Annotated in this window: 28 protein-coding genes and 2 tRNA genes; 16 read left to right on the forward strand and 14 right to left on the reverse strand. The window is 69.3% G+C overall.

From position 1 onward, the window contains the following. The first annotated feature begins 4 nt into the window (after positions 1–4). Positions 5–1,351: an aminomethyl-transferring glycine dehydrogenase subunit GcvPA gene (gene gcvPA / locus DKG75_RS01740; RefSeq protein WP_109919350.1), complete on the forward strand. Its 1,347-nt coding sequence runs from the start codon at positions 5–7 to the stop codon at positions 1,349–1,351. Next, positions 1,351–2,904 (forward strand): aminomethyl-transferring glycine dehydrogenase subunit GcvPB, encoded by a 1,554-nt coding sequence (gene gcvPB, locus DKG75_RS01745; protein ID WP_208112040.1) that lies wholly within the window; start codon positions 1,351–1,353, stop codon positions 2,902–2,904. The genes gcvPA and gcvPB overlap by 1 nt, the downstream gene beginning before the upstream one ends. A gap of 45 nt (positions 2,905–2,949) precedes the next feature. On the opposite strand, the gene DKG75_RS01750 is transcribed toward gcvPB, so the two are convergent. The 3 genes from DKG75_RS01750 to phnF all read right to left on the reverse strand — a co-directional run bounded on the left by DKG75_RS01750 (position 2,950) and on the right by phnF (position 5,517). Next, entirely contained in the window at positions 2,950–3,288 is a 339-nt protein-coding gene (locus DKG75_RS01750) for a hypothetical protein (protein ID WP_109919352.1), read from the reverse strand. Positions 3,289–3,361: 73 nt separating this feature from the next. Next, entirely contained in the window at positions 3,362–4,525 is a 1,164-nt protein-coding gene (locus DKG75_RS01755; protein ID WP_109919353.1) for an alpha-D-ribose 1-methylphosphonate 5-triphosphate diphosphatase, read from the reverse strand. A 260-nt stretch (positions 4,526–4,785) separates the two neighbouring features. Then, on the reverse strand, positions 4,786–5,517 hold the full coding sequence (gene phnF / locus DKG75_RS01760) for a phosphonate metabolism transcriptional regulator PhnF (RefSeq protein WP_166646434.1): 732 nt from the start codon (positions 5,515–5,517) through the stop codon (positions 4,786–4,788). 80 nt (positions 5,518–5,597) lie between these two features. Here phnF and phnG point away from each other — a divergent pair, with 80 nt between their 5' ends. The 10 genes from phnG (at position 5,598) to ubiM (ending at position 14,169) form a co-directional block, all read left to right on the forward strand. Further along, positions 5,598–6,053 carry a phosphonate C-P lyase system protein PhnG gene (gene phnG, locus DKG75_RS01765; protein ID WP_109919355.1) on the forward strand — a complete coding sequence of 152 codons (456 nt, stop codon included), beginning with the start codon at positions 5,598–5,600 and terminating at the stop codon, positions 6,051–6,053. Next, positions 6,046–6,642, forward strand: coding sequence for a phosphonate C-P lyase system protein PhnH (gene phnH, locus DKG75_RS01770; protein ID WP_109919356.1), 597 nt, complete (start codon positions 6,046–6,048; stop codon positions 6,640–6,642). The genes phnG and phnH overlap by 8 nt, the downstream gene beginning before the upstream one ends. A 10-nt stretch (positions 6,643–6,652) precedes the next feature. After that, positions 6,653–7,744 carry a carbon-phosphorus lyase complex subunit gene (locus tag DKG75_RS01775; protein WP_109919357.1) on the forward strand — a complete coding sequence of 364 codons (1,092 nt, stop codon included), beginning with the start codon at positions 6,653–6,655 and terminating at the stop codon, positions 7,742–7,744. Further along, positions 7,741–8,592 (forward strand): alpha-D-ribose 1-methylphosphonate 5-phosphate C-P-lyase PhnJ, encoded by an 852-nt coding sequence (locus DKG75_RS01780; protein ID WP_109919358.1) that lies wholly within the window; start codon positions 7,741–7,743, stop codon positions 8,590–8,592. The genes DKG75_RS01775 and DKG75_RS01780 overlap by 4 nt, the downstream gene beginning before the upstream one ends. Next, positions 8,582–9,361: a phosphonate C-P lyase system protein PhnK gene (gene phnK, locus DKG75_RS01785; RefSeq protein ID WP_109919359.1), complete on the forward strand. Its 780-nt coding sequence runs from the start codon at positions 8,582–8,584 to the stop codon at positions 9,359–9,361. The genes DKG75_RS01780 and phnK overlap by 11 nt, the downstream gene beginning before the upstream one ends. A 2-nt stretch (positions 9,362–9,363) precedes the next feature. Next, a complete protein-coding gene (gene phnL, locus DKG75_RS01790) occupies positions 9,364–10,053 on the forward strand; it encodes a phosphonate C-P lyase system protein PhnL (protein WP_109919360.1) in 690 nt (229 codons plus the stop codon). Further along, entirely contained in the window at positions 10,050–11,186 is a 1,137-nt protein-coding gene (locus tag DKG75_RS01795; protein ID WP_109919361.1) for an alpha-D-ribose 1-methylphosphonate 5-triphosphate diphosphatase, read from the forward strand. The genes phnL and DKG75_RS01795 overlap by 4 nt, the downstream gene beginning before the upstream one ends. 2 nt (positions 11,187–11,188) lie before the next feature. Beyond that, the gene (locus DKG75_RS01800; protein WP_109919362.1) at positions 11,189–11,878 is read left to right on the forward strand and encodes a DUF1045 domain-containing protein; all 690 of its coding nucleotides are present in this window, start codon (positions 11,189–11,191) and stop codon (positions 11,876–11,878) included. 66 nt (positions 11,879–11,944) lie between these two features. Continuing rightward, positions 11,945–12,910 (forward strand): alpha/beta hydrolase, encoded by a 966-nt coding sequence (locus DKG75_RS01805; protein WP_166646433.1) that lies wholly within the window; start codon positions 11,945–11,947, stop codon positions 12,908–12,910. Between the two features lie 83 nt (positions 12,911–12,993). Beyond that, positions 12,994–14,169 carry a 5-demethoxyubiquinol-8 5-hydroxylase UbiM gene (gene ubiM / locus DKG75_RS01810; RefSeq protein ID WP_208112016.1) on the forward strand — a complete coding sequence of 392 codons (1,176 nt, stop codon included), beginning with the start codon at positions 12,994–12,996 and terminating at the stop codon, positions 14,167–14,169. Here ubiM and DKG75_RS01815 read toward each other — a convergent pair whose 3' ends face one another. From DKG75_RS01815 to DKG75_RS01830, 4 genes are all read right to left on the reverse strand, one after another. Next, positions 14,170–14,751 carry a GNAT family N-acetyltransferase gene (locus tag DKG75_RS01815; protein ID WP_133636896.1) on the reverse strand — a complete coding sequence of 194 codons (582 nt, stop codon included), beginning with the start codon at positions 14,749–14,751 and terminating at the stop codon, positions 14,170–14,172. A 16-nt stretch (positions 14,752–14,767) separates the two neighbouring features. Next, positions 14,768–15,613 carry a 3-mercaptopyruvate sulfurtransferase gene (gene sseA / locus DKG75_RS01820; RefSeq protein WP_109919366.1) on the reverse strand — a complete coding sequence of 282 codons (846 nt, stop codon included), beginning with the start codon at positions 15,611–15,613 and terminating at the stop codon, positions 14,768–14,770. Positions 15,614–15,634: 21 nt separating this feature from the next. Next, positions 15,635–16,633, reverse strand: coding sequence for a cysteine synthase A (locus DKG75_RS01825; RefSeq protein WP_109919367.1), 999 nt, complete (start codon positions 16,631–16,633; stop codon positions 15,635–15,637). Positions 16,634–16,734: 101 nt separating this feature from the next. After that, positions 16,735–17,334 carry an NUDIX domain-containing protein gene (locus DKG75_RS01830; protein ID WP_166646432.1) on the reverse strand — a complete coding sequence of 200 codons (600 nt, stop codon included), beginning with the start codon at positions 17,332–17,334 and terminating at the stop codon, positions 16,735–16,737. 161 nt (positions 17,335–17,495) lie between these two features. On the opposite strand from DKG75_RS01830, the gene DKG75_RS01835 reads away from it, so the two are divergent. Both DKG75_RS01835 and DKG75_RS01840 read left to right on the forward strand, forming a co-directional pair. Then, positions 17,496–17,744, forward strand: coding sequence for a YMGG-like glycine zipper-containing protein (locus DKG75_RS01835; protein WP_208112015.1), 249 nt, complete (start codon positions 17,496–17,498; stop codon positions 17,742–17,744). 97 nt (positions 17,745–17,841) lie between these two features. Continuing rightward, the gene (locus DKG75_RS01840; protein ID WP_208112014.1) at positions 17,842–18,288 is read left to right on the forward strand and encodes a nuclear transport factor 2 family protein; all 447 of its coding nucleotides are present in this window, start codon (positions 17,842–17,844) and stop codon (positions 18,286–18,288) included. Positions 18,289–18,295: 7 nt separating this feature from the next. Here DKG75_RS01840 and DKG75_RS01845 read toward each other — a convergent pair whose 3' ends face one another. The 5 genes from DKG75_RS01845 to DKG75_RS01865 form a co-directional block, all read right to left on the reverse strand. Further along, on the reverse strand, positions 18,296–19,666 hold the full coding sequence (locus tag DKG75_RS01845; protein ID WP_166646431.1) for an MFS transporter: 1,371 nt from the start codon (positions 19,664–19,666) through the stop codon (positions 18,296–18,298). Between the two features lie 111 nt (positions 19,667–19,777). After that, positions 19,778–21,052, reverse strand: coding sequence for an SAM-dependent methyltransferase (locus tag DKG75_RS01850; protein WP_109919370.1), 1,275 nt, complete (start codon positions 21,050–21,052; stop codon positions 19,778–19,780). Then, complete coding sequence (locus tag DKG75_RS01855) at positions 21,049–21,807, reverse strand: DUF1365 domain-containing protein (RefSeq protein ID WP_109920109.1); 759 nt, start codon at positions 21,805–21,807, stop codon at positions 21,049–21,051. Before DKG75_RS01855 ends, DKG75_RS01850 begins: the two co-directional genes overlap by 4 nt. Further along, positions 21,804–23,096 carry an NAD(P)/FAD-dependent oxidoreductase gene (locus DKG75_RS01860; protein WP_109919371.1) on the reverse strand — a complete coding sequence of 431 codons (1,293 nt, stop codon included), beginning with the start codon at positions 23,094–23,096 and terminating at the stop codon, positions 21,804–21,806. The genes DKG75_RS01855 and DKG75_RS01860 overlap by 4 nt, the downstream gene beginning before the upstream one ends. Then, complete coding sequence (locus DKG75_RS01865; RefSeq protein WP_109919372.1) at positions 23,093–24,538, reverse strand: cryptochrome/photolyase family protein; 1,446 nt, start codon at positions 24,536–24,538, stop codon at positions 23,093–23,095. The genes DKG75_RS01860 and DKG75_RS01865 overlap by 4 nt, the downstream gene beginning before the upstream one ends. A 145-nt stretch (positions 24,539–24,683) precedes the next feature. On the opposite strand from DKG75_RS01865, the gene DKG75_RS01870 reads away from it, so the two are divergent. Beyond that, entirely contained in the window at positions 24,684–25,103 is a 420-nt protein-coding gene (locus DKG75_RS01870) for an MAPEG family protein (RefSeq protein WP_166646430.1), read from the forward strand. Positions 25,104–25,213: 110 nt separating this feature from the next. Next, a complete protein-coding gene (locus DKG75_RS22615; protein ID WP_133636894.1) occupies positions 25,214–25,567 on the forward strand; it encodes a hypothetical protein in 354 nt (117 codons plus the stop codon). A gap of 337 nt (positions 25,568–25,904) precedes the next feature. Here the strand turns inward: DKG75_RS22615 and DKG75_RS01875 are convergent. Continuing rightward, positions 25,905–25,979, reverse strand: a tRNA-Asn gene (locus tag DKG75_RS01875). A gap of 96 nt (positions 25,980–26,075) precedes the next feature. Continuing rightward, positions 26,076–26,149 (reverse strand) — tRNA-Cys (locus DKG75_RS01880). Positions 26,150–26,254 lie beyond the last annotated feature (105 nt).

A 26,254-nucleotide genomic window follows, 5' to 3' on the forward strand; every position in this document is an offset into this window, starting at 1 on the left:
CGTGATGCGTTACCTGCCCCTGACCGGGGCCGATCGTGCCGGCATGCTGGCGGCGGTCGGGGCATCCTCGGTCGATGAATTGTTCCGCGACGTGCCGGCGGCGGCCCGTCTGCCCGGCCCGGTGGACCTGCCCCGCCACCTCGGCGAATGGGAGGTCGAACAGGCGATCGGTGCCATGGCGGAGAAGAACCGCCATTCCGGCCGGCTTGCCAGTTTTCTCGGCGCCGGCGCCTATCGCCACCATATCCCGGCCGCGGTCGATCACCTGATCCAGCGCTCGGAATTCCTCACGTCCTATACGCCCTACCAGCCGGAAATCGCCCAAGGGACGCTGCAATATCTCTTCGAGTTCCAGACCCAGGTGGCGCTGCTGACGGGGATGGAGGTCGCCAATGCCTCCATGTACGACGGCTCGACCGCCTGCGGCGAGGCGGTCGAAATGGCGCGGCGCATCACCGGGCGGGGCCGGGTCGTGCTGTCCGGCAACCTGCATCCGCATTATGCCGCGGTGGTGAAGACGCTGGGCGCCCTGCATGAGACCGAGATCGTCCAGGGCGCCCCGGCGCCGGCGGGCGAGGCGGACCTCGCCCCGGCGCTCGACACGGAAACGGCCTGCGTCGTCGTGCAATACCCGGATGTCTTCGGCCATGTCCGCGACTGGTCGGCACTGGCCGGGGCGGCGCAGGCGGCAGGCGCCCTGCTGATCGTGGTGGTGACCGAGGTGGTTTCCCTCGGCGCCCTGGTGCCGCCGGGCGCCATGGGGGCGGATATCGTCGTCGGCGAGGGGCAGGGTCTGGGCGTCGGGCTGCAATACGGCGGGCCCTATCTCGGCCTCTTCGCCGCGCGGCAGAAATACGTCCGGCAGATGCCGGGCCGCCTGTGCGGCGAGACCGTCGATGCCGAGGGGCGGCGCGGCTTCGTGCTCACCCTCTCGACCCGCGAGCAGCATATCCGCCGGGAAAAGGCGACCTCGAACATCTGCACCAATTCGGGCCTCTGTTCGCTGGCCTTCAGCATTCACCTGTCCCTGCTGGGCGAGGCGGGCCTGACCCATCTCGCGGCCCTGAACCATGCCCGCGCGGTGCAGGCCGCCGAAGCGCTGGCCGCCATCCCGGGGGTTACCCTGGCGACGGACGCCTTCTTCAACGAATTCACCCTGAAGCTGGACCGGGACGCGGCCGCCGTGGTCGAAGCCCTGGTCGAGCGGGGCGTGCTTGCCGGGGTGCCCGGCGCCCGCCTGTGGCCGGGGGATGCGGCGCTGGCCGGCCATCTTCTCGTCGCCGTCACCGAAACCAATACGCCGGCGGAGATCGATGCCTTCGCCGCCGCCCTTCGCGAGGTGCTCGCATGATGAACCGTCAGGGCCGGCCCAGCGCCCCGGGCACCGCCGGCAGGGCGGGCGCCGCCGATACGGTGCTCGGCCATCGCGGCCTCGATCACGAGGAAGCGCTGATCTTCGAACAGGGCCAGGAAGGCCGCACCGGCGTGGACCTGCCGCCGGTGCCGGCGGTCGAGGGCCGTCTCGGCGCCCTCGCCCGAAAGGGCCCGATCGGCCTGCCCGGCCTGTCGGAACCCCAGGTGGTGCGCCATTACGTGCGCCTGTCGCGGCGGAACTACGCCATCGACATGGGGCTTTATCCCCTCGGCTCCTGCACCATGAAGCATAATCCGCGCCTGAACGAGAAACTGGCGCGGCTGCCCGGCTTTGCCGACCTGCACCCGCTGGCGCCGCCGTCCACCACCGCGGGCGCGGTGGAACTCATGGCGACGCTGGCCCATTGGCTGAAGGTGCTGACCGGCATGCCGGCGGTGGCGCTCAGCCCCAAGGCCGGCGCCCACGGCGAATTATGCGGCATCATGGCGATCCGCGCCGCCCATGTGGCCAAGGGCGAGGGGGCGGTGCGCACCCGCATCCTGGTGCCGGAAAGCGCCCATGGCACCAATCCGGCGACCGCCGCCTATTGCGGCTTCAAGGTCGATCCGGTGCCGGCGACGGCGGACGGCCGGGTCGATCTGGCGGCCCTGAAGGCGAAGCTCGGGCCGGATGTCGCGGCGATCATGCTGACCAACCCCAATACCTGCGGGCTGTTCGAGCGCGACATCCGCGAGATCGCCGATGCGGTCCATGGCGTCGGCGGTTACTTCTATTGCGACGGGGCGAATTTCAACGCCATCGTCGGGCGGGTGCGGCCGGGCGATCTCGGCGTCGATGCCATGCACATCAACCTGCACAAGACATTCTCGACGCCCCATGGCGGCGGCGGGCCGGGCTCTGGGCCGGTGGTGCTGTCGGCGGCGCTCGCCCCCTTCGCGCCGCTGCCCTGGGTGGTGGAGACGGACAGCGGCTTCGCTCTGGTCGAGGACGCGGCGGGGCAGAGCTTCGGCCGCCTCACCGCCTTCCACGGCCAGATGGGCATGTATGTGCGGGCGCTGGCCTATATGTTCAGCCATGGCGCGGACGGGCTGGCCCAGGCCTCGTCCGACGCGGTGCTCGCGGCCAATTACATCCAGGCCCGGCTGGCGGATGTCATGACCGCGGCCTTCGACGGTCCCTGCATGCATGAAGCCCTGTTCGACGACCGTTTCCTCAAGGATACGGGCGTCACCACCCTCGATTTCGCCAAGGCGATGATCGACGAGGGCTACCACCCGATGACCATGTATTTCCCCCTGGTCGTCCATGGCGCCATGCTGATCGAGCCGACGGAATCGGAATCCCGCGAAAGCCTGGACGAGTTCATCGCCGTGATGCGCCGCCTGGCCGAAGCGGCCAGGGCGGGCGAGACGGAACGCTTCGCCGGCGCGCCGCATTACGCCCCGCGCCGCCGCCTCGACGAAACCGCCGCCGCCCGCAAGCCGGTGCTGCGCTGGACCCCGCCGGCCCCCGCCCAGGCGGCCGAGTGACCGGAGCCCGCCCCGGCTGCTTGGCCGGGGCGGGAAATGCCGCGTTCAGTATTCATCGCCCGGATGCGCCGCCAGCGGCGCATGGATCTGGTCCAGCCCCCAGGTGATGATCAGTCGCGCGGTGCCGAAGCGCCGGTAAAGCTCTTCGAGCGCCTGGGGCAGCCCCGCCGTCCGTTCCTTGTCGACGACCGAGGCCATGAAGCGCGAGCGCGCCGCGATCCCGAAGCCCTGGGCGATCTCGGCGCCGAAGGGGCCGAGCGGCCCGGCGTCGTAGAGATACAGCAGGTGGATGAACCACGCCGGCTGCTCGCGCCGGGCGCGGTCGATCAGGCGCTGCGCATCGCGTATGGGCAGGGTGGTGTGGCCGAAATAGTCGATCGCCATCCAACACCCTGCTTGGCAACACCCTGCCTGGAGCACCCGGACGGGCCGCCCAGGCGGCGGCCGTCATAGGGGATCAGAAGCCGGCGACCAATTGCCGGTTGGCCTGGAACACCGGCCGCCCGGCGACCACGGTGGCGGCGACCCGGGGCAGGGCCGGCTGCTCGTCGTCGACCAGGACGAAATCGGCCCGGGCGCCGGCGCGGATCATGCCCCGGTCGGTCATGCCCGCCGCGCTGGCCGGATTGGCCGAGATCAGCGCCCAGGCCTTGGCGAAGGGCAGGACCCCCTCCCGTGCCAGGCGGAACGCGGCATGCAGCAGGGACGGGTAGTAATAGTCCGAGGCCAGCACCTGGCACAGGCCCTTGGCGATCATCGCCGATGCGCCCACGGCGCCCGTGTGGCTGCCGCCGCGCATGACGTTGGGGGCGCCGAGGACGATCGGATCGCCGAGGTTCGCGGCACGCCGCGCCGCCTCTTCCGTGGTCGGGAATTCGCTGATGGTGCAGCCCATCTGGTGGAATTGCTGGCGTTGCTCGGCGCTCAGGTCGTCGTGGCTGGCGCTGGCGACCCTCGAGGCCGCCGCGGCCTTGGCGAGGCGGCGGATGGCGGCCGGCACCTCGTCGCGCCGGGCCCAGACCCGGTGCAGCAGGGCTTCGAATTCGGCGACCGAGAGATGGGCGCGCTCGGCGTATTTCTGCAATTTGGCCGGCTGGCCCAGCAGCTTGTGGATCGAGGGCGTGTGGTCGTTGAAGGCGAGCAGGCGGATGCTGCCGTCCGCCAGCCAGCCCGCGATCTCCTCGACCGCCTCGAGGTTGAAGGTCTCGTGGCGGAGATGGATATGGGTGTCGGCGGCCAGGCGCCCGCGCATGGCCTGGATCGCCTCCTTCAGGCGGTGCGCCATGTCGCGCCCGCGCAGGCCCGGTTCCCACGACCAGGTGATGGCGTGAAAGACCGTGGTGATGCCGTTGCCGACCACCTGGAGGTCGGTTTCCTGCAATGCAACGCCAAGCGATACTTCGACGCCCGGCCGGGGCATGATCTGGCGCTCGAAGGCATCGCCGTGCAGGTCGACGATGCCGGGCAGGACCAGCAGGCCGCGGGCATCGATCACCCGATGCGCGGAAAAGCCGGTGGCCCGGGTCGGCCCGGCGATGCGGCCGCCTTCGATCGCGAGCGATCCTTCCTCGATCGTCCCATCGGGCCAGAGAATGCGGCCCCCCCTGATTTCGACGCGCATCGGCGTGTCTCGCTCCAATCCAGGCAATTTGCACGACCCTAATGCGGTTGGGTTGCAGGGGAGTGACAATGGCGCCTGTTCCGGCGCCGTTGCCGGCATTTCGATTCACTAGCTAACATATTGTATAGAAAGGAAGAATATGGATGAAAACGGTGGATCATCCAGATTTCGCCGCCAACGTTTCACGTCGCTGTCATCGGAATTTCATTCTAGTCGTCTAGACCAATGGCGGGACGCGGAAGGATGCGCGGATGACCTCGTCAGTTTTCCACGGTGAACTGCACGCGGGGGCCCGAGAAACGGCTGTGGCCGAATTCGATCGGGGTGCCCGCGATATCGACGTTCACCGCCTCGGTCACCAGGATCGGCTGGTTGCGCGCCTGTTGCAGCAGGCGGGCGTCGGCCGCGTCCGGCATCTGGGCGGTGATGCGGGTCACCTTGCGGAAATAATCGTCGATGCCGCGCTCGGCCAGGGCCTTGGTGATGGAGCCGACGCGGCGGTAATCCTCGATGATGCCGTCGAACCGCGCCTTCGGGAAGTAATGGGCGCCCACGCTCATCGGCCTGCCGTCGGCGAAGGACAGGGTTTCCAGCAGGATCACCGGCTTGCCCGCGCGCATGGCCAGCGCCCGGGCGATCCGCGCCGGCGCCGGCAGTTCCACCCCGCGCAGGAAGGTGGAGCCGGGGGTGCGGTCCAGCTTGCGCAGGTTCTCGGTCAGGCGGATGCGCTGGCCGAGGGCGTAGTCGATCACATCCTCGGCGACGAAGGTGCCGCGCCCCTGTTCGACGCGCACCACGCCCGCCTCCTGCAAGGCGGCGACGGCGCGGCGCAGCGTGTGGCGGTTGACGCGGAAGCGGGCGGCCAGCACCGCCTCGGGCGGGAGTTGCTCGCCCGGTTTCACCACGCCCCGGGTGATCTCGTCCTGCAGGATTTCGGCGATCTGGGCCCAGATGGCGAGGCCGCGGCCCCGGGCCGGCTCAACCAATGTCACGATAGATCCCCCTTGTCGCGGCACGCGATCGCCGCCACCCTACAAACATATAGACGATTAGACAATATGGTGATCGGATAATGAGTGACGACAGGCAACAGGAAGGGCGCCGCCGCTGGCTTGCGGTGCTCGCCCGGGCGCCCCGGGCGCGGCTTGCGGCGGCGCTCGACGATGTGCCGGCGGGGCATGGGCTGCGGGTGCTGCGGCCGGCCGAAACCGGCCTCGTCATGGTGCGCGGCCGGGCCGGCGGCACGGGCGAGCGCTTCAACATGGGCGAGATGACGGTCAGCCGCTGCACGGTGGCGGACGGCGAGGGGCGTCTCGGCGTCGGCGTCGTCGCCGGGCGCGACCGGGCCAAGGCGGAACTGGTCGCCCGCCTGGATGCGCTGATGCAGGACCCGGCCCTGGGCCCCGCGCTTGACCGCGACCTGATCGCGCCGCTGGCGGCGGAACAGGCGGCGGCGGCGGCGGCCCGGGCGGGACGGGCGGCGGCGACCAAGGTCGATTTCTTCACCATGGTGCGCGGCGATGTCTGACACGGCCCTGATCGCCGGCCTCGACGCCGGTTTCGCCGATGCCGCGCTCCAGTCGCAGGCCTGTTTCCGGGCCGTGCTTCAGGCCCTGGCGCGGCCCGGCCGGATCGAGACCCTGGCCCGCCCGGCGGCGGCGCCGGCGGGGCTCAGCCCGGCCGCCGCCTCGGTCCTGGCGACGCTGGCCGATCTCGACACGCCGGTGTTCCTGGCGCCCGGCTATGCCGGGGGCGCGGTGGCCGGCTTCGTCACCGCCGGCCTCGGCGCGCCCCTGGCGGCGGCGGGGGCGGCGGCCTTCGCCCTGGTGCCGGCGGCGGACCTGCTGCCGCTGGACCGTTTCGCGGCCGGCAGCGATGCCTATCCCGACCGGGCGGCGACCGTGATCGTCGAGGTGGCGGCGCTGGGCGCCGGCCCGGCCCTCACCCTGGCGGGGCCGGGTATCAACGGCAGCGCCACCTTGGCGGTCACCGGCCTGCCGGCGGCTTTCGCCGCGGCCTGGAACGCGCAGCGGGCGGGTTTCCCGCTCGGCGTCGATCTCGTTTTCTGTTGCGGCGAGCGCGTGGCGGCCCTGCCGCGCAGCACCCGCCTTCTCTAGGGGGACGGCCATGTATGTCGCGGTGAAGGGCGGCGAGGCGGCGATCGATGCCGCGCACGCCTGGCTGGCGGAAGAACGGCGCGGCGATCCGGCGGTGGCCGAGATCGGCCTCGACCAGATCGCGGAACAATTGGGCCTCGCGGTCGACCGGGTGATGGCCGAAGCCTCGCTCTATGACCGGGAACTGGCGGCGCTGGCGCTGAAACAGGCCCAGGGCGACATCATCGAGGCGGTCTTCCTGCTGCGCGCCTATCGCACCACGCTGCCGCGCTTCGGCGCCAGCAAAGCGGTCGATACCGGCGCCATGGCCATCGACCGGCGGATTTCCGCCGCCTTCAAGGACCTGCCCGGCGGCCAGGTCCTGGGCCCGACCTATGACTATACCCACCGCCTGCTGGACTTCGTCCTGGCCGCCGGGGGCGAGGTGGCGGCCCCGCCGTCCGCGGCCCCCCTGGCGGAGGGAATGCCCCGCGTGCTCGATCTTCTCGCCGACGAGGGCCTGATCGAGCGCGAGCACCCGCCCGCCGACGAGACCGGCGCGGTCCCGGACCTGACCCGCGAACCGCTGGCCTATCCCGCCGGGCGGGCGCTGCGCCTCCAGGGGCTGGCGCGCGGCGACGAGGGGTTCCTGCTGTCGCTGGCCTATTCGACCCAGCGCGGCTATGGCCGCAACCATCCTTTCGCCGGCGAGATCCGCCAGGGCACGGTGACGGTGGAGGTCGAGGTGCCGGAACTCGGCTTCGCCGTCGAGATCGGCGAGATCGCGGTCACCGAATGCCAGATGATCAACCAGTTCAAGGGCGATGCCACCCGGCCCGCGCAATTCACCCGCGGCTACGGCCTCGTCTTCGGCCGGGGCGAGCGGAAGGCCATGGCCATGGCCCTGGTCGACCGCGCCCTGCGCGCCGAGGAATTCGGCGAGGCGGTGCAGGGCCCGGCCCAGGACGAGGAATTCGTGCTGTCCCATGCCGACAATGTCGAGGCGTCGGGCTTCGTCCAGCACCTGAAGCTGCCGCATTACGTCGATTTCCAGGCGGAACTGCAATTGGTCCGGGCGCTTCGGGCGCTCGATGGCAAGGACCGGCGGGAGGCAGCGGAATGAGCACGGCCGAAGGTTACAATTTCGCCTATCTCGACGAACAGACCAAGCGGATGATCCGCCGCGCCCTGCTGAAGGCGGTGGCGGTGCCCGGCTATCAGGTGCCCTTCGCCTCGCGCGAGATGCCCTTGCCCTATGGCTGGGGCACCGGCGGTATCCAGGTGACGGCGGCCGTGCTGGGCCCGGACGATACCCTGAAGGTCATCGACCAGGGCGCGGACGACACCACCAACGCGGTTTCCATCCGCCGCTTCTTCGCCCGCACCGCCGGCGTCGCGACGACGACGGCGACGGCCGAGGCGACGGTGATCCAGACCCGCCACCGCATCCCGGAACAGCCCCTGACCGAGGACCAGATCCTGGTCTATCAGGTGCCGATCCCGGAACCCTTGCGCTGGCTGGAACCGCGCGAGACCGAAAGCCGCATGCTGCACGCGCTCGGCGATTACGGCGTGATGCAGGTCGAGCTTTACGAGGACATCGCCATCCACGGCAAGATCAAGCGCGCCTACGACTACCCGGTCGAGGTCGCGGGGCGTTACCTGACCAGTCCCAGCCCGATCCCCAAGTTCGACAACCCGAAACTGGCTGATTGCCCGGCCCTGCAATTGTTCGGCGCCGGGCGGGAGAAGCGCATCTATGCGATCCCGCCCCACACGCCGGTGCGCAGCCTCGACTTCGAGGACCATCCCTTCAGCCTGGATCACCCGGGCGTGCCCTGCGCGCTGTGCGGCGATACCGAAAGCTATCTGGACGAGATCGTGATCGACGACCGGGGCGGGCGGATGTTCGTCTGCTCCGATACGGATCACTGCACGTCCCGCCGCGAGGAGCACGACGATGCCGCCTGACGTCCCGCTGCTCGAAGTCGAGGATCTCGCCCATGATTACGGCAACGGCAAGGGCATGCGCGGCCTGTCCTTTCGCCTCTGGCCCGGCGAGGTGCTGGGCGTGGTCGGCGAATCCGGTTCCGGCAAGACCACGCTGCTGAAGGCGCTGGGCGGCGGCTTGCGGCCCGACCGTGGCCGCATCCTCTATCGCCAGGCGGATGGCGCGGTGGTCGATCTCCTGATCCTGAGCGAGGCGCGGCGCCGCCATCTGGCGCGGACCGAGCTTGGCTTCGTGCACCAGAACCCGCGTGACGGCCTGCGTCTCGCCGTTACCGCCGGCGGCAATGTCGGGGAGCGGCTGATGGCGGCGGGCGGCCGGCATTACGGCCGCATCCGCACGGCGGCGCTCGACTGGCTGGGACGGGTGGAGATCGACGCCAGCCGCATCGACGACCGGCCCGACACTTTCTCGGGCGGCATGCAGCAGCGCCTGCAGATCGCGCGCAACCTGGTCTCGGGCCCGCGCCTGATCCTGATGGACGAGCCGACCGGCGGCCTGGATGTTTCCGTCCAGGCCCGCCTCCTGGACCTGTTGCGCGGGCTGGTCGCCGATCTCGGCCTGACCGTCGTCATCGTCACCCATGATCTCGGCGTCGCGCGGCTGCTGGCCGACCGGCTGATGGTCATGCAGGGCGGGCGGGTGATCGAAAGCGGCCTGACCGATCAGGTGCTGGACGATCCCCGCGAACCCTATACCCAATTGCTCGTTTCCTCTGTCCTGGCGGCCTGATCATGGCGGAACCGGTTCTCGCCCTTCGCGGCGTCACCAAGCATTTCGTGCAGCACCTGCGCGGCGGCATCCGCCTGGACGTGCTCGCCCGGGTCGATCTCGATGTGGTCCCGGGCGAATGCGTGGTGCTGGACGGGCCTTCCGGGGTCGGCAAGTCCACCCTGCTGAAGGTGATCTACGGCACCTATCGGGTCGATGGCGGTTCGGTCTCGGTCGCCGGCACCGACATCGCCCGGGCGGAACCCCGGGCGGTCCTGGCACTGCGCCGCACGGTGATGGGCCATGTCAGCCAGTTCCTGCGCGTGGTGCCGCGGGTCGCGGCGCTCGATATCGTCGCCGAACCGGCGCGGGCACGCGGCGTGCCGGCGGCCGAGGCCAGGGACCGGGCGGCGGCGCTGCTCGCCCGCCTCAACCTGCCGGAAAAACTGTGGTCGCTGCCGCCCGCCACCTTTTCGGGCGGGGAACAGCAGCGGGTGAATATCGCGCGCGGCTTCGTCGTCGACTGGCCCCTGCTGCTGCTGGACGAGCCGACCGCCTCGCTCGACGCGGAAAATGCCGCTATCGTCGCCGGCCTGATCGAACAGGCGCGGGCGCGCGGCACGGCCATGGTCGCCATCTGCCACGACGGCGCCATGCGCGGGCGCATCGCGACACGGCTGTTCGGCATGCAACGGGTGGAGCAGGCGGCATGAGCACGGAAACGATCCTGACCAATGCAACGGTGGTTACACCCACGGCGGTGCTGGCCGGGGCCACCCTGGTGGTGCGCGACGGGCGGATCGCGGCGGTCGAGAGCGGGCGCAGCCATGCCCCCGGCGCCGTGGACCTGGGCGGCGATCACCTGCTGCCCGGCCTTGTCGACCTCCATACCGACAACCTCGAGAAACACATGATGCCGCGGGTGCGCGTGCCCTGGCCGGCGGCGGCGGCGATCATCGCCCACGACCGCCAGGTGCTGGCGGCGGGCATCACCACCGTGCTCGACAGTCTCGCCGTCGGCGACGTCTGGCCCGACGGCGACCGGGTGAAGACTTTCGGCCAGGCGGTCGAAGCCTGGAAGGCCGGGCGCGACGGCGGCGTGTTCAAGGCCCGCCATGCCCTGCACCTGCGCTGCGAGATCGGGCACGAGAATGTCGTCGACCTGTTTTCCAGCCTGATGGACGACCCGGACCTTCTGCTCGCCTCGGTCATGGACCATACGCCCGGCCAGCGCCAATTCGTCGATGCCGGCAAATACCGCCAGCAATATCCCCAGCTCAGCGATGCGGAATTCGATGCCTATGTCGAGCGCCGCCGCGCGGTGCGCGATGCGCTGGGCCCGCGCCACCGGGGGGCGATCATCGCCCTGTGCAAGGCGCGCGGCGTTCCGGTCGCCAGCCATGACGACCGCACCCCCGAAGAAGTGGCGGAGGCGCTGGCCGACGGCATCACCATCAGCGAATTCCCGACCAGCCTGGAGGCGGCCAGGGCGGCCCACGGCCAGGGCATGAGCGTGATCGGCGGCGCGCCCAATCTCGTCCGCGGCGGCTCGCACAGCGGCAATGTCGCGGTGGCGGAGATGGCGGCGGCGGGCGTTCTCGACGTCATGGCATCGGACTATGTGCCCGCCTCGATGCTGATCGCCGCCTTCGCCCTGCACGACGACCTGGGCCACGGCCTGCCCCAGGCGATCGCGACCGTCAGCGCCAACCCGGCCCGCGCTCTCGGCCTCGACGATATCGGTGCGCTGGAGGCCGGGCGGCGGGCGGATGTGCTCCGGGTGAAGCGCCACGGCCGCCTGCCGGTGGTGGACATGGTGTGGCGCGACGGCCGGCGGGTGATGTGATCATGGCCAGCCGTTACGCCGTCTATTGGGCGCCCCCGGCGGCGGGGGCCCTGCATCGCCTGGGCGCGCATTGGCTGGGGCGCGACCCGGCCACCGGTGCTACCCCGGCCCAGCCCCTGCTGTCGCCGATCACGCCCGCGCGCTTCGCCGACCTGACGGCGGATGCCCGGCGCTATGGTTTCCACGCCACCCTGAAGCCGCCGATCCGCCTTGTCGACGGGGCGGGGCGGGACGATCTCCTGGCGGCGGTGGCGCGGGCGGCGGCCGGCTTTCCCGCCTTCGAGGCGCCGGGGCTGAAGGTCGGCCGCGTCGGCGGCTTCCTGGCGCTGGTGCCGGAGGGCGACATGGCGCCCTGGCGGCGCCTGAGCGACCATTTCGTCCGCGACCTCGATCCCCTCCGCGCTGCCGCCGGGGCGGCCGAACTGGAAAAGCGCCGCGCCGCCGGCCTGACCCCGGCGCAGGACGCCAATCTCACCGCCTGGGGCTATCCCTATCTGTTCGACGAATGGCGCTTTCACATGACCCTGACCTGCCGCCTGACCTCGCCCGAGCGGGAAAGGGTGGAGGTCGGCGCGCTGGGCCATTTCGCCGGCGTGCCGGGCAAGCCGGTGGCGGTGACCGAGGTCGCGGTCTTCGAACAGGCGGACGACGGGCCGTTTCAGATCATTTCGCGCCATGCGCTGAACGGCTGAGGCTTGCCCGGCCGGCGCCGCCCCGCCACTATGCGCAGCAAAACTGCAACATGGGGAATGGGTAACATGGCGTCGGTACGGGGTAACGCGGGCTTGCTGCCCATCCGCTTGGACCAGGGCGCGCCGCGGCGCATCAGCCTGCGGGCCCGGCTCATGCGCTTCGCGCTCCGCCGCATGTTCAAGGAGGCGCTCCGCTTCGACGTCCCCGTCCAGGCTGTGCGCGCCCGCACCGAGAAGATGGCGAAGCGCCTGCCGCCGGTGCCCGCCGATATTTCGGTGGTCGATACGGTGGCGGACGGCGTGCCCGGCCATTGGATCACCCCGGCCGAGGCGGCCGAGGACCGCCATATCCTCTATCTCCACGGCGGCGGCTATGTGATCTGCTCGCCGCGCACCCATCTCGGCTTCACCTGGCGGATCGCGCGGGAAGCGCGGGCCCGCATGCTGGTGATCGATTACCGCCTGGCCCCCGACCATGCCTTCCCGGCCCAGATCGACGATTGCCTGGTCGCCTATCGCCATCTGCTGGACCGCGGCATCGATCCGAAGCGGATCGCGGTCGTGGGCGATTCCGCCGGCGGCGGCCTGACCTTCGGCCTGCTCATGCGCCTGAAAGCGCTCGGCCTGCCCATGCCGGGGGCGGCGGTCGGGCTTTCGCCCTATCTCGACCTGACGGCGACCGGGGAAAGCCATTTCCTGAACGCCAAGGCCGACCCCATGATCCCGCTGTCCGGGGTGCTGTTCGGGGCCATGGCCTATCTCCAGGGCGCGGACCCGCGGCACCCGGAAGCCTCGCCCATCTATGGCGATGCCGCCGGCCTGCCGCCCTGCCTGATCCATGTCGGATCGGACGAGATCCTGCTCTCCGATTCGACCCGGATGGCGGCCAAGCTCCGGGCTGCCGGCGTGCCGGTGCAGATCGACATCTGGCACCGCATGCCCCATGTCTGGCACGCCTTCGCCCGCTATATTCCGGAGGGCAGGGCGGCGATCGCCGAGGTCGGCGCTTTTCTGCGGCGGACCATTCGCTAGCTCGGCTGCGGCCGGTCGTCGCCGGGGGCTGGCCGGCACCGGCCTTCGGCCCTATGGTGGGGGCCTGACGCGAGGGTTGGATCATGGATGTTGATATCGCGATCGTCGGCGCCGGTCCGGCCGGTCTCAGCTTCGCCCAGGCGCTGGCGGGCAGCGGGCTCGACATCGTTCTGATCGAACGCCAGCCGGAAAGCGCCCTGGCCGATCCCGCCTTCGACGGGCGGGAAATCGCCCTGACCCATGCCTCGCGCCGGATCATGACCGATCTTGGCCTGTGGCCGCTGCTGCCGGCGGCGGAGATTTCGCCGCTGCGCGATGCCAAGATCATGGACGGCGCCTCGCTCTTCGCCCTCAACATCAGGGCGGCCGCGGTCGGCGAGGACCAACTCGGCTTCCTGGTGCCCAACCACCTGATCCGCCGGGCGGCCTATGGCGCGCTGAAGGCCAGCGGCGCCGGCCGTCTCGTCACCGGGCGGATGGTGACTGGCCTCGACCGGACCCGCGACGCGGTGACCCTGACCCTCGACGACGGTGCGGCCGTCCGCGCCCGCCTCGTCGCCGCCGCCGACAGCCGCTTTTCCGAAACGCGCGACATGCTGGGCATTGCCGCCGCACGGCGCGACTACGGCCGCTCGATGATGGTCTGCCGCATGGCCCATGAGTTGCCGCACGATCATGTCGCCTGGGAATGGTTCGATTATGGCCAGACCCTGGCCCTGCTGCCCTTGAATGGCTTGCAGGCCTCGGTGGTCCTGACCCTGCCGGCGGACGAACTGGCGGCGGTGATGGCGCTGGACGAGGCGGCCTTCAACGCCGATATCACCAGGCGTTTCGGCAACCGGCTGGGGGCCATGCGCCAGACCGGCACGCGCCATCTCTATCCGCTGGTCGGGGTCTATGCCCGGCGCTTTGCCGGGCCGCGCTGCGCCCTGGTCGGCGATGCCGCGGTCGGCATGCACCCGGTGACCGCCCATGGCTTCAATTTCGGCCTGCAAGCGGCGGAACGCCTGTCGCAGCGCCTGCTGCGGGCGCGCCGCCTCGGCCTCGACATCGCCGATCCCGGCCTGCTGGCGGAATACGACCGGGTGCACCGGCAGGCGACCTGGCCGCTCTATCAGGCGACCAATATCATCGCCGGCCTCTATACCGACGATCGCACCCCGGCCCAGATGCTGCGGAAGGCCGCCCTTCACCTCGCCAACGGCCTTGCCCCGGTGAAAAAGGCGATCGCCGCCCATCTCACGCAGTCGGCGGCCTGATCAATCCAGCTTGGCGAGGTCCGGCCCCAGCGGCCAGGCCAGCCGGTCGCGGGTCGCATAGGGGGCGAAGCCGAATTTCTGGTAGAGCGCCAGGGCCCGCGGGTGGTCCAGGGTGCAGGTATCGACGGTGAGGCGCTGCGGCCCGCGCTCCCAGGCCAGCTGGATCGCCTGGTCGAGCAGGAAGGGGCCCAGCTTCCGGCCGATGAATTCCGGCATGATGCCGAACAGGCCGAGGTCGATCCGGGTGCCGCCGTCATGGGGCACAAGCTCGAAGAACCCCGCCGGCCCGCCCTTCAGGTACAGGACATAAAGCGCATAGCCCGGCGCGGCCAGATGGGCCGCCAGCCTGTCGTCGTCCCAGCGCCGGCGGTCGATCCACATCCAGTCGCGGCCGGTGTGGTGATAGAGCCAGCGGAAATAGGCGAGTGCCGGCTCCTCCACCCGCATCAGGGCGTGGGCATCCAGCGGCGGCGGGGCCCGGCGCGGCGCCGGCCGGGCGGTCATCTCGAGAAAGGTGATGCGGCTCGGCCGGGCCGGGCCCGCCGCCGGCACCCAGTCCGGCGGCGGGGCTTCGTCGGTCACGTCAGGCTTCGACGAATCAGGCTTCAACCGGGGCGTCGGCACGCGCGCCCCATTCGGCCCAGGAACCGTCGTAAAGTGCGAGATCGCGGGCGCCGATCTCATGCAGCGCCAGCAGCACGATGCAGGCGGTGACGCCCGAACCGCAGGAGGCGACCACCGGCTTGGCGGCATCGACGCCGGCCGCCGCGAACTTGGTCTTCAGCGCGGCATGGTCGAGGAAAATGCCGGTCTGCGGATCCAGCAGTTCGCCCGCGGGGACATTCACCGAGCCCGGGATATGGCCCTTCTTCAGGCCCGGACGGGGTTCCGGCTCGGTGCCGGCGAAACGGCCGCGGCTGCGGGCGTCGACCACCTGTTCGCGGTGGCTGACCAGATTGTTGCGCACCTGATCGAAATCGCGGATGCGCATGGTGTTCTGGCGGGCGGTGAAATGGCGTTCGCGCGGGGCGGGCGGCAGGTCGTCCAGCGGGCGGCCCTCGGCCTTCCACTTGGCGAGGCCGCCGTCCAGGACCATGACGTCGTCATGGCCGAAGGCGCGGAACATCCACCACACGCGGGCGGCGGCAAAGGGCGCGCCGCCGTCATAGACGACGATGCGGTTGCCGTCGCCGAGGCCCTTCTTGCGCACCCGGGCGGAGAATTTCTCGGCCGGCGGCAGCATGTGGGGCAGGGGCGAGGTCAGGTCGGCGATTTCATCGATATCGAAGAAAACGGCGCCCGGGATATGGCCGGCGGCATATTCCGCCTTGGGGTCGCGGTTCGCGCCCGGCAGGTACCACGAGGCATCGACGACGCGCACATCGGGCGCGCCCAGGTGATCGGCAAGCCATTCGGTGGAAACGAGGCCTGTCTCATTCGGCATCAGGGTTGCTCCGGGTCTCGGTCACAGCCAGTCGGGCGTCGGCAGATTCCGCGCCTTCAGGAATTCGGGGTTGAACATCTTGCTCTGGTAGCGTGCGCCGCCGTCGCAGAGAATGGTGACGATGGTATGGCCCGGGCCCAGCTCGCGGGCAAGCCGGATGGCGCCCGCGACATTGACGCCGGTCGAGCCGCCGAGGCAGAGACCCTCGTCCTTCAGCAGGCGGAAGACGACCGGCAGGCTCTCGTCGTCCGGGATCTGGTAGGCGGCGTCGACGCTCAGCCCTTCCAGGTTGGCGGTGATGCGGCCCTGGCCGATGCCCTCGGTGATCGAGGTCCCCTCGGCCTTCAACTGGCCGGTGGTGTAATAGGAATAGAGGGCGGCGCCCGGCGGGTCGGCCAGCGCGACCTTGATCGCCGGGTTCTTTTCCTTGAGGAACATGGCCGTCCCGGCCAGCGTCCCGCCCGAGCCGACGGCGGAGACGAAGCCGTCCACCTTGCCGTCGGTGTCGGCCCAGATCTCGGGGCCGGTGGTCTCGAAATGGGCCTGGCGATTGGCGACATTGTCGAACTGGTTGGCCCAGACGGCGCCGTTCGGCTCGCTCGCCGCGATCTCTTCCGCCAGGCGGCCGGAATATTTCACATAATTCATCGGGTTGGCATAGGGGACCGCGGGCACCAGGCGAAGGTCGGCGCCGCACAGGCGCAGCATGTCCTTCTTTTCCTGGGACTGGGTCTCGGGCATCACGATCACGGTGCGATAGCCAAGGGCATTGCCGACCAGGGCAAGGCCGATCCCGGTATTGCCCGCCGTGCCCTCGACGATGACGCCGCCCGGGCGCAGCAGGCCGCGCCTTTCCGCATCGCGGACGATGAAGAGGGCGGCGCGGTCCTTCACCGAACCGCCCGGGTTCAGGAATTCCGCCTTGCCGAGGATCTCGCAGCCGGTCGCTTCCGACGCCGCCTTGAGGCGGATCAGGGGGGTGTGACCGATGGTGTCGATGAAATCGCTGCGAATCGCCATAACGCCGAAATTCCGGGAAGTTGCCGCCCACTGAGGCGTTGAACGTAATGGCCGGGAGAGGCCGGTTCAAGCCTCTCTGCCGGATCAGCCTCTCTGCCGGATCAGGCCGGCTCGCGCCACAGGCTCGCGCGGTTCAGCGCCAGCCAGTAAAGCGCCACCAGCGCCGGCAGGCTGCGCAGCGTGCCGGCCGCCGCCATCGCCAGGGCCTCGTCGACGGTCACCACCAGGGTGCGGATATCCTCGTGCTCGTCGGCAAGGCCGTGGGTGCCGGGCTGATAGCGGCCGAGATCGCAGCGCCCGACATAGACCGTCGCCACTTCCTTCAGGCAGCCGGGCGAGGGATAGCCGATCCCGGCCCGGACCAGCGCCGAAGCCTCGATGCCGGCTTCCTCGACCATTTCGCGCCCGGCGGTCGCGGCCGGGTCCTCGCCGTCCTCGGTGCGGCCGGCCACCGCTTCCAGCATCCAGGGATCGTCCCCCATCATGAGGGGGGCGGGGCGGAATTGCTCGATCAGCAGGACCCGCCCCGATACCGGGTCGTAAGGCAGGACGACGGCGGCACCGCCCTGTTCCAGAATGTCGCGGCTGATCTCCTCGCTCATCCCGCCGTCGAAGCGGCGGTGCTTCAGGCGGATCACGGTCTTCGGATAGAAGCCCTGGTGCACGATCTCGCGAGACAGGATCTCGACCTTTTTGTCCACGCGCCGATACTCCTTATAAAACACAATAAAAACAAAGGGTTATATGGTTTCTGGAAGGATTTTCGGAACCATCGCCGCCAGCGTGCGTTGGTCAGATGTGCAAGGGCGGGGGCCCGCGCCGGAAGGCGGCGGATATCGATAGTCTGATCGGAGGATGAACGATGTTCAAGTCGACGACCATGGCCGCGCTGCTCGCGGTCGCCACCCTTGGCCTTGGTGCCTGCTCGGGCCTCAATCATCAGGAACAGCGGGCCCTGTCGGGCGGCGCCATCGGCGCCGGCGCCGGTGCCGCGATCGGGGCCATCACCGGCGGCAGCGCCGTGACCGGCGCCCTCATCGGCGGCGCGGGCGGTGCCGCGATCGGCGCCCTGACCGCGGACGACGACCAGCCGCGCAAAAGGCGCCGCTGATCCCGCCACCTGACCGCAGGCGCCTTGCCGTTGATCCGGCGCCTGCGGCCTTGCGTAAAGGCGGGGACGGAGACGGCAGCGGGCGCGGAGGGCGGCAATGAGCACGGCGGATCTCGATCGCGCGCTGGCGCGCTATGCCGCGGCGATGGAAGGGCTGCGCGCCGACACGGTCGCAACCCTCGGCGATGTGATGGCGCCCGACATCCGGTTCCGCGATCCGTTCAACGCCGTTACCGGCCTCGACCGGGTGCAGCGGATCTTTTCCGCCCTGTTCGAGGATTGCGATGCCGTCCGTTTCAGCGTCGGCCGGCGCTTTCGCGACGGCGAGCACGCGGTCCTGGCCTGGACCATGGCGTTCCGCCTGCGCCGCTACGCCAAGGGGCCCGACTGGACGATCGAGGGCTTGAGCGAAATCACCCTCGATCCGGCCAGCGGCCTGGTCGTCGCCCATGTCGACCATTGGGACGCGGCGGGCCAGTTCTACGAGCGTCTGCCCCTTGTCGGCGGCGTATTGCGCCTGCTGCGCCGCCGCCTGGCGCATTAAGCCGATCTTACTCCTGGTCGGCGAGGGCGGCCTGGCGCGCCAGCTTCCGTTCCAGCATGGCGCGCAGCCGGGCATGGCGCTCGCGGGTGATCGGGTAGTTCCAGATGATCCGCACCGACAGAAGCCGCAGCACCGGCGGCAGCACGGCGAACAGCACCACCAGCGTCGTGATCGCCGCCGGCGGGTTGTCGTAGCCCTCGGCCGGCTTGAAGCCGAAATAGCCGAGCAGCGGCAGGGTGACGCCGGCCGCGATGCCGCCCGCCATCTTGGTCACCATGTTCCAGATGGCGAAATAGAGGCCGGCGCGCTGCTGGCCCGAGCGGATCGAATCGATATCGACCACATCCGCCTGCATCGACGAGGCCAGGATCTGGTCGCAGCCGAGGCTCATGCCGGTCAGGATCGAGATGACGAAGAAGATCCAGACGTCGCCGGGCCCGAGGAAGGGCGTGATCAGGAAGATCAGCGCCGATGACAGCATGGAGAAGGCCCAGGTCCGGTGCTTGCCGAAACGTTCCGCCAGCCACATCCACAGCGGCACGGCGACGATGCCGGCGACGAAATAGATCAGCAGCAGAACCGGCCCCATGGCCGGCGCCTGAAGCACGAATTTCACGTAGAAGAAGAACAGGGTCGCGACCATGGCCTGGGCCGTCGCGTTCAGCAGGAAGGCGCTGATCAGGCGCAGGAACGGGCCGTTCTTGCGGATCGCGTCGAAACTGGCGCGCCAGCCGTGGTGATGGCTGGCGGCCAGCATGGTCGGCTCCGGCACCTTCCAGAACACGAGAACCAGGGTCAGCGGCAGCACGACGATGACGAAGAGGCCGATGGTCTCCATCGTCGCCGCCTTGCCGCTGAGGCCGAAGGTCTGAAGGATCGTCGGCACCCCGGCGGCGAGCACGGTGCCGACCAGCAGGAACAATTCGCGGATCCCGGCGATCCTGGTGCGTTCGTCGAAATCGCCGGTCAGTTCGGCGCCCCAGGCGACATAGGGCACGATGACCATGGTCCAGGAGGCATAGAGGATGGTCATCCAGACCAGGAAATAGACCCAGCTCACCTCCGCCGGCGGCAGGAAGGCATGCCAGATCGCGACAACCAGCAGCACAGTGCCGACCAGCAGCCAGGGCCGGCGCCGGCCCCAGCGCGTGCGCACCCGGTCGGAAATGGCGCCGAAGGTCGGATCGAAGATCGCGTCGGCCAGGCGGACGGCGAAGAGAATGCCGCCGACGACCTCCGGATGCAGGCCCTTTTCCTCCGTATAGAAGGGGACGAGGTAGAGCAGCAGCGGGATGCCGACTGCGGTCAGGGCGAGAGCGGGCAGACCGTAGAGCCAGACCTGCGCGGCGGGGAGCCGGGACTTCGATGAATGAACCACGCGAACGTGCTGCCGTCTTTCAATATTCGATCCAACCGTTCTGTAGCCTGCCCGATGGGATGGCAAGCCCTAAACGGCGCTCGGCGCGCCAAGCCCCCTGATCGGGGGTATTCAGCCCTTGTGCAGCGCAACCTGCATGACGTCGATCGAGGCGGTGCGGAACCCCGCCTCGCAATAGGCGAGATAATAGGTCCACAGGCGGCGGAACCGGTCGTCGAAGCCGAGCGGGCGCAGATCGTCGAAGGCGGCCAGGAAGCGGCCGCGCCACGCCGCCAGGGTGCGCGCATAGTCGGGGCCATGGGCGGTGACCTCGCCCCGGGCGAGGCCGGCCGCCGCGGCGGCCCGTTCGAAGGCGGCGGGCGAGGGCAGCATGCCGCCCGGGAAGACGTATTTCTGGATGAAATCCACATGCCGGCGGTAGCGGGGGAAATAGGTCTCGGCGATGGTGATCACCTGAAGGGCGGCGCGCCCGCCCGGCGCCAGCAGCGCCGCGACCCGATCGAAGAACACCGGCCAATAGCGCTCGCCCACCGCCTCGAACATCTCGATCGAGGCGATATGGTCGAAGCGTCCCCGAATGTCGCGATAGTCCTGGAGGCGGATCTCCACCCGTTCGGCCAGGCCGGCCTCGAAGATGCGGCGGCGGGCGAAGGCATATTGCTCGGCGGAAATGGTGACGGCGGTGACCCGGCAGCCGAAGCTCGCTGCCGCCCGCTCGGCGAAGCCGCCCCAGCCGCAGCCGATCTCCAGCAGATGGTGATCGGGGCCAAGGCCCAGCTTGCCGGCCAGCAGGTCGTATTTCGCCGCCTGGGCCCCGGCAAGGTCGTCGACGCCCGGCGGGAAGACGGCGGCGGAATAGGTCATGCTGGGATCGAGCCAGGCGCCGTAGAAACGGTTCCCCAGGTCGTAGTGATGGGCGATGTTGCGCCGGCTGCCGGACCTGCTGTTGCGGTTCAGGGCGTGGCCGAGGCGGGCGAGCAGCCTCGTCACCGGGGCCCCGTCCAGCACCTTGTCCAGGAGGGCGTCGTTCACATTGGCGATGCCGAGCAGGGCGACGAGGTCCGGACTGTCCCATTCCCCGGCGAGATGGCTTTCGGCGAAGCCGATGCCGCCCTTCAGCAGGATCCGTTTCGCCATGCGCTGGTCGTGCACGTGGATCTCGGCGACCGGGCCCTTGGTGCGGCCGCGCAGGACCACGGTCGGGCCGGCGGGCAGGGTCATCAGCACGGTGCCGTGTTCGAGATGGGCGGCAAGGCGCAGCAACACCCGCATCCACCGCGTCAGACCGCCGAGTTGCAGGGCCCGGTCGCGTTCGATCAGGTCGCGTTCGATCAGGCCGGGGGCGGGCCCGCCGGGGCAGGGCCCGGCGGTGGAGGACAGGCTCATGAACGGGCTCCGGCGGCGGGGCGGGGATGGATGGGCAGGCGCTTCAGCCAAAGGCGCAGCGCCTGCCAATGGATGGCGGCGACCACCTTCACGGTCATCAGCGGATGGCGGACCACGGCGGCGGCCAGCGCCCGGTCGGTGAAGGGCCGCCGCGCGCCGGTCAGGCTGGCGATCAGCAGGCGGCCGCGGTCGTCGTGCTCGTCGATCGTGACCTGAAGGCGCTCGCCCGGCACGGACAGGCGGAAGCGATAGGTCGCGGCCATGGCGACGAAGGGCGAGACGTGGAATGCCTTGTCCGCGTCATGGCGGATCGGGCCCCCGCCCGGGCCGGCCGCCAGGACATAGCAATGCTGCTCGCCGAACGTGTTCTTCACCTCATAGACCACGGCGCCGATCGTGCCGTCCGCCCGGGCGACGTAATAGATCGTCAGCGGATCGAACACGAAGCCCCAGAGGCGGGGAAAGCACAGCACCTCGATCCGCCCGCCGGCCAGATGGCCGAGACCGTGGTCGGCCAGCCGCGCCTCGATCCAGGGGCGCAAGGGGCTGCCGTCGCGGGCACCATGGTCGCGGTCGTGAAAGGACAGGAGATTGAAGCGGTTGTGCGAGAACAGCCGGCAGCCTGCCGCCGCCTCGTCCAGGCGGTCGAGATCGAGCAGCAGGGAAAACACCCGGTAGCGGAAGGCGTGGCGGACCGGCCGCAGCCGGCCGTGGAACACAAGGCCGAGATAGAGGGCGGCAGGCGGGCGTCTCATTCCGCGGCCGCCTGGCGGCCCGGCGCCCAAGCCGGCGCCACGCCGAACGCGGCGGCGACATCGATCGCCGCCTTCAGGCCGTCCTCGTGGAAGCCGTTGCCGCAATAGCTGCCGGCGAACCACAGGCGGTCGCGGCCCTGCAGCGACGGGATCTCGCGCTGGGCGGCAATGGCGGCGGCGTCGAACATCGGATGGGCATAGTCGTAGCGGCCGAAGACCAGATCGTCCCGCACCGCCCGGTGCGGGTTCAGCGAGACGAAGACCGGCGTCGCGCCGTCGATGCCCTGAAGCCGGTTCATCCAATAGGTCAGCGCCACCTTGCCGCCGCCGGCCCCGCTCAGGTAGTTCCAGCTCGACCAGACCTTGCGGCGCCGGGGCATCAGGGCGGGGTCGCGGTGCAGCACCGCGTGATTGGCCGTATAGCGGAAGGCGCCCAGGACCCGCGCCTCGGCGGCGCTCGGCGCCTCGATCAGGGCCAGGGCCTGATCGCCGTGGCAGGCGAGGATCACCGCGTCGAAGCGGTCGCACCCGCCCCGGCCGTCGACGACGGTGGCGCCGAAGGCATCGCGCGCAACGCGCAAGGCCGGGCAGGACAGGCGCAGCCGCGGGCCGAGCGCCGCCGCGATCGCCTGGACATAGCGGATGGAGCCGCCTTCGACCGTGCGCCAGGGGTGGCGCTCCTCCAGGCCGCGCAGCAGAGCGTGGTTGTCGAAGAAGCGGATGAAGCTGGCGGCCGGGAAGGCCGACATGTCGGCGACCGGGGTCGACCAGATCGCCGCCCCCATGGGCAGCAGGTAATCGTCGCGGAAGGCGGCGCCGTAGCGGCCTTCGGCGATATAATCGCCGAGGCTGCGCCCGTCGAGCCGGCCGGCGGCGAGATCCGCCGCCGCATTGCGGTTGAAGCGCAGGATGTCGCGCAGCATGCCGAGAAACCGGGGCCGCGCCAGGTTGCGCTTCTGGGCGAAGACCGTGGCCAACGTGTCGCCCGCCCATTCCAGCCGCCCGTCCCGCGCGGAGACGGCGAAACTCATGCTGCTGTCCCGTGTCGCGACGCCGAGCGCGGCGAAGAGGCGGGTGAGATGGGGGTAGTTCACCTCGTTGTAGACGATGAAGCCGGTATCGACCGGGATCGCGGTGCCGTCGTAATCGATGGTGACCGTATGGGCATGGCCGCCCGGGCGGCCGTCCTTCTCGTAGACCGTGACGTCGTGGCGCTCGCGCAGCAGCCAGGCGGCGGCAAGGCCGGTGATGCCGGTGCCGATGACGGCGATGCGCTTTCTCTCCGTCATGCGGCGCTGTCCTGCTTCAGGGTGGCGAGGGCGGCCAGCGCCCGCCGGCGGGCGAAGCCGTGGTCGATGATCGGGGCGGGGTAGTCCCGGCCGATGGTCACGCCGCAACGGCGGGCGAGATCGGCCTGGGCCCAGGGCCGGTGGAGGGCGGCGGCGGGCAGCGGCGCCAGTTCGGGCACGAAGCGGCGGATGTAATGCCCCTCCGGATCGAATTTCTCGCCCTGGAGCACGGGGTTGAAGATGCGGAAATAGGGCGCGGCATCGGCGCCGCAGCCCGCCACCCACTGCCAGGAGGCGGCATTGCTGGCGACATCGGCATCGAGCAGCGTCTCCCGGAACCAGGCCTCGCCGCGCTGCCAGGGTACCAGCAGGTCCTTGACCAGGAAGGAGGCGGCGATCATCCGCACCCGGTTGTGCATCCAGCCGGTCTGCCACAGTTCGCGCATGCCGGCATCGACGATCGGATAGCCGGTCAGGCCGCGCCGCCAGGCTGCCAGCCCGTCCCCGTCCGCGGCCCAGGGAAAGGCGGCGAATTCGGCGCGCAAGGGGCGTTCGGGCATCTGCGGCTGATGGAACAGCAGGTGATACGAGAATTCCCGCCAGCCGATCTCGGCCAGGAATTGCGCGGCACCCGGCGCCGCGGCCGGCTCGCGGCCGCTGGCGTGATGCACGGCGTGCCAGACCTGCCGGGGGCCGATCTCGCCGAAGGCGAGGTGGGGCGACAGGCGCGAGGTGGCGGCGAGGTCCGGCCGGTCGCGCGCCGCCTTGTAACGGCCGACGGCACCGTCGAGGAAATCCCCGAGCCGGGCGCCGGCGCCGGCTTCCCCCGGCTGCCAGCAGGGGGCGAAGCCGGCCGCCCAGTCGGGCGCGCGGGGCCGCAGCGCCCACTCGTCCAGCCTCTCGCCCGCCGGAAGGCTGGCGGGGGCGAGGCGGGGCGGGGCGGGCAGGGGGGCATCCGGCGCCGGGGCGGCGAGGCAGGCCTTCCAGAACGGCGTGAACACCTTGAAGGGCCGGCCCGATTGATTGCGGATGGTCCAGGGCTCGAACAGCAGGGCGGCGTTGAAGCTGGCGACGGTGATCCCGCGTGTCGTCAGTGCCGCTTTCAGGGCGGTGTCGCGGGCGATGGCGGCGGGATCGTAGAGACGGTTCCAATGGACCGTATCGGCCCCGGTCTCCTCCGCCACCCGTTCGAGGACGTCGGCTGCCGGGCCGCGGCGCAGCACCAGGGCGCTGCCGAGCCGCCGCAGGGCGGCGTCGAGGGCGGCGAGGCTGTGATGCAGCCACCAGCGCTGCGCCCCGCCCAAGGGGCCGCCGGCCGAATCGTCGAGGATATAGAGCGGGATCAGCGGCTGGCCGCCGGCCGCCGCTTGGGCCAGGGCCGGATTATCCGCAAGGCGGAGGTCCCGGCGGAACCAGAGGATGTGGGGGCGGGGGGCGGCCATGGGCGTCACGTTCAAGCAGTTCCGCCGTCCTATACGCGGCCGGGCCGCGGGCGGATTTGTCGCCCGGCGCGAATTGCGCTTGCCAAGCGGGCGAGGCGCGGCCGACCCTTCCCGCCACAGGGAATTCGAGGGCAGAGGAGGGCATATGACCGACCCCGTTACCGCCGTGCTGGCGTCGCCGCCGCATTGGACCTTGCTTTATGCCGGGCTCAACGGGCTTTTGAGCTTTGCCCTGGCCTTCCGGGTCGGGCTGCAGCGGATGAGGGCCAATGTGATCTTCGGCGCGGGCGACGACCCGGGCCTGCAACGGGCGATCCGGGCCCATGGCAACAATGTCGAATATGTCCCGCTGGCCCTGGTGCTGATCGGGTTTCTCGAGGTCGCGGGCCAGCCCGGCTGGCTGGTCCATGCCCTGGGCGCCGCCCTGTTCCTCGGCCGCGCGCTTCACGCCTTCGGCCTCAGCATGACCGAGGAAGGCTCGCCCGGGCGGCTCTACGGCATTCTGCTGACCTGGATCGTGCTGGCCGTGGCCTCGACGTGGTCGGTGATCGCGGCCGTGATCTGAATTTGACCATTGGCCGTGGGGAACAGAAAATATTGTTAATTATTTTTTGAACCCTCACCCCGTTCGGGGGCGGATACTTCTATTCTTTCCAATATTTATGGGAGGGAAAGATGAAGCTGAGATATTTTATGATTTTTTGCTTTTCTATAATATCTTTCTCGGCAAAATCGCAGGATTTTTCAGAAAAGAATATGAATGACGTAGTGCTTCAGGTGCAATCCTCTCTTGATATGGCGGGGGAGGAATGTGTTCCGGATGAGGATTTGCTAAAAGCAGAGAAAATAGTGAATTTTATAAAATCTTCTAAAAAAGAGCATATTGTAGGTTGGGAATTACGTAAAAATAATAATGGCGATAATTATTTGAGGGTATTCATGTCGAATGAGGGGCGTAATCTGCTTCTTGATGTCGATGTGCGGCATGGGGATTGTTTTAAATTTAATGCTTGGTGGATTTTGGAATAATTTTGTGTTCATGAATTTGGGCGGCGATCCGCTCTTTTGGTCTTGTCGATCAAAAGGCTTCGGTCTTTTTGGCGGCCTGCCGCCGCCCGAGCCTAGTCGGCACCGGCGCAGGGCATCGGCGCTTCCTTACTGAAGGCGAATTTTGAGGTCCGGCCGGTGGCCGATACGGTGCCGTTGCAAGAACGATCGGGCCAAATGCTGGATCGTCGGCTGTAGGGCAATCGCGATGGGGGAGGGTAATCGGATAACGCCAGATCTCCTCCAGACGCTTGCGGCGTCTGGAGGAAACTATGGAGAGGAAACTGCGACACGTTGCGTTCGCAGTCTCGCTCCGAACTGGCTCCCCGGGCCGGATTCGAACCAGCGACCAACCGGTTAACAGCCGGTTGCTCTACCGCTGAGCTACCGGGGAACAGCCGGGCGTGCCGGCGAAACTGTTCCCGCTTGATGCGGAGGCCGGCCTTATACATTCGATTCGGCTCGAAGCAAAGGCCTTTCTGAAATCCCCTGGAGGCGACGGCCGGAATCGAACCGGCATACACGGATTTGCAGTCCGCTGCGTAACCATTCCGCCACGTCGCCATCCAAGAGGAGGCGGGATATAGCAGAGCCTTATGGCCAACGCAACGAAGACCGCGCCGGCGCCGCGGCAATTCGCCTCCGGCCGGCGTTGTCTCGGGCGTTCCG

This window comes from Zavarzinia compransoris (assembly GCF_003173055.1).
Taxonomy (GTDB): Bacteria; Pseudomonadota; Alphaproteobacteria; order Zavarziniales; family Zavarziniaceae; genus Zavarzinia; species Zavarzinia compransoris.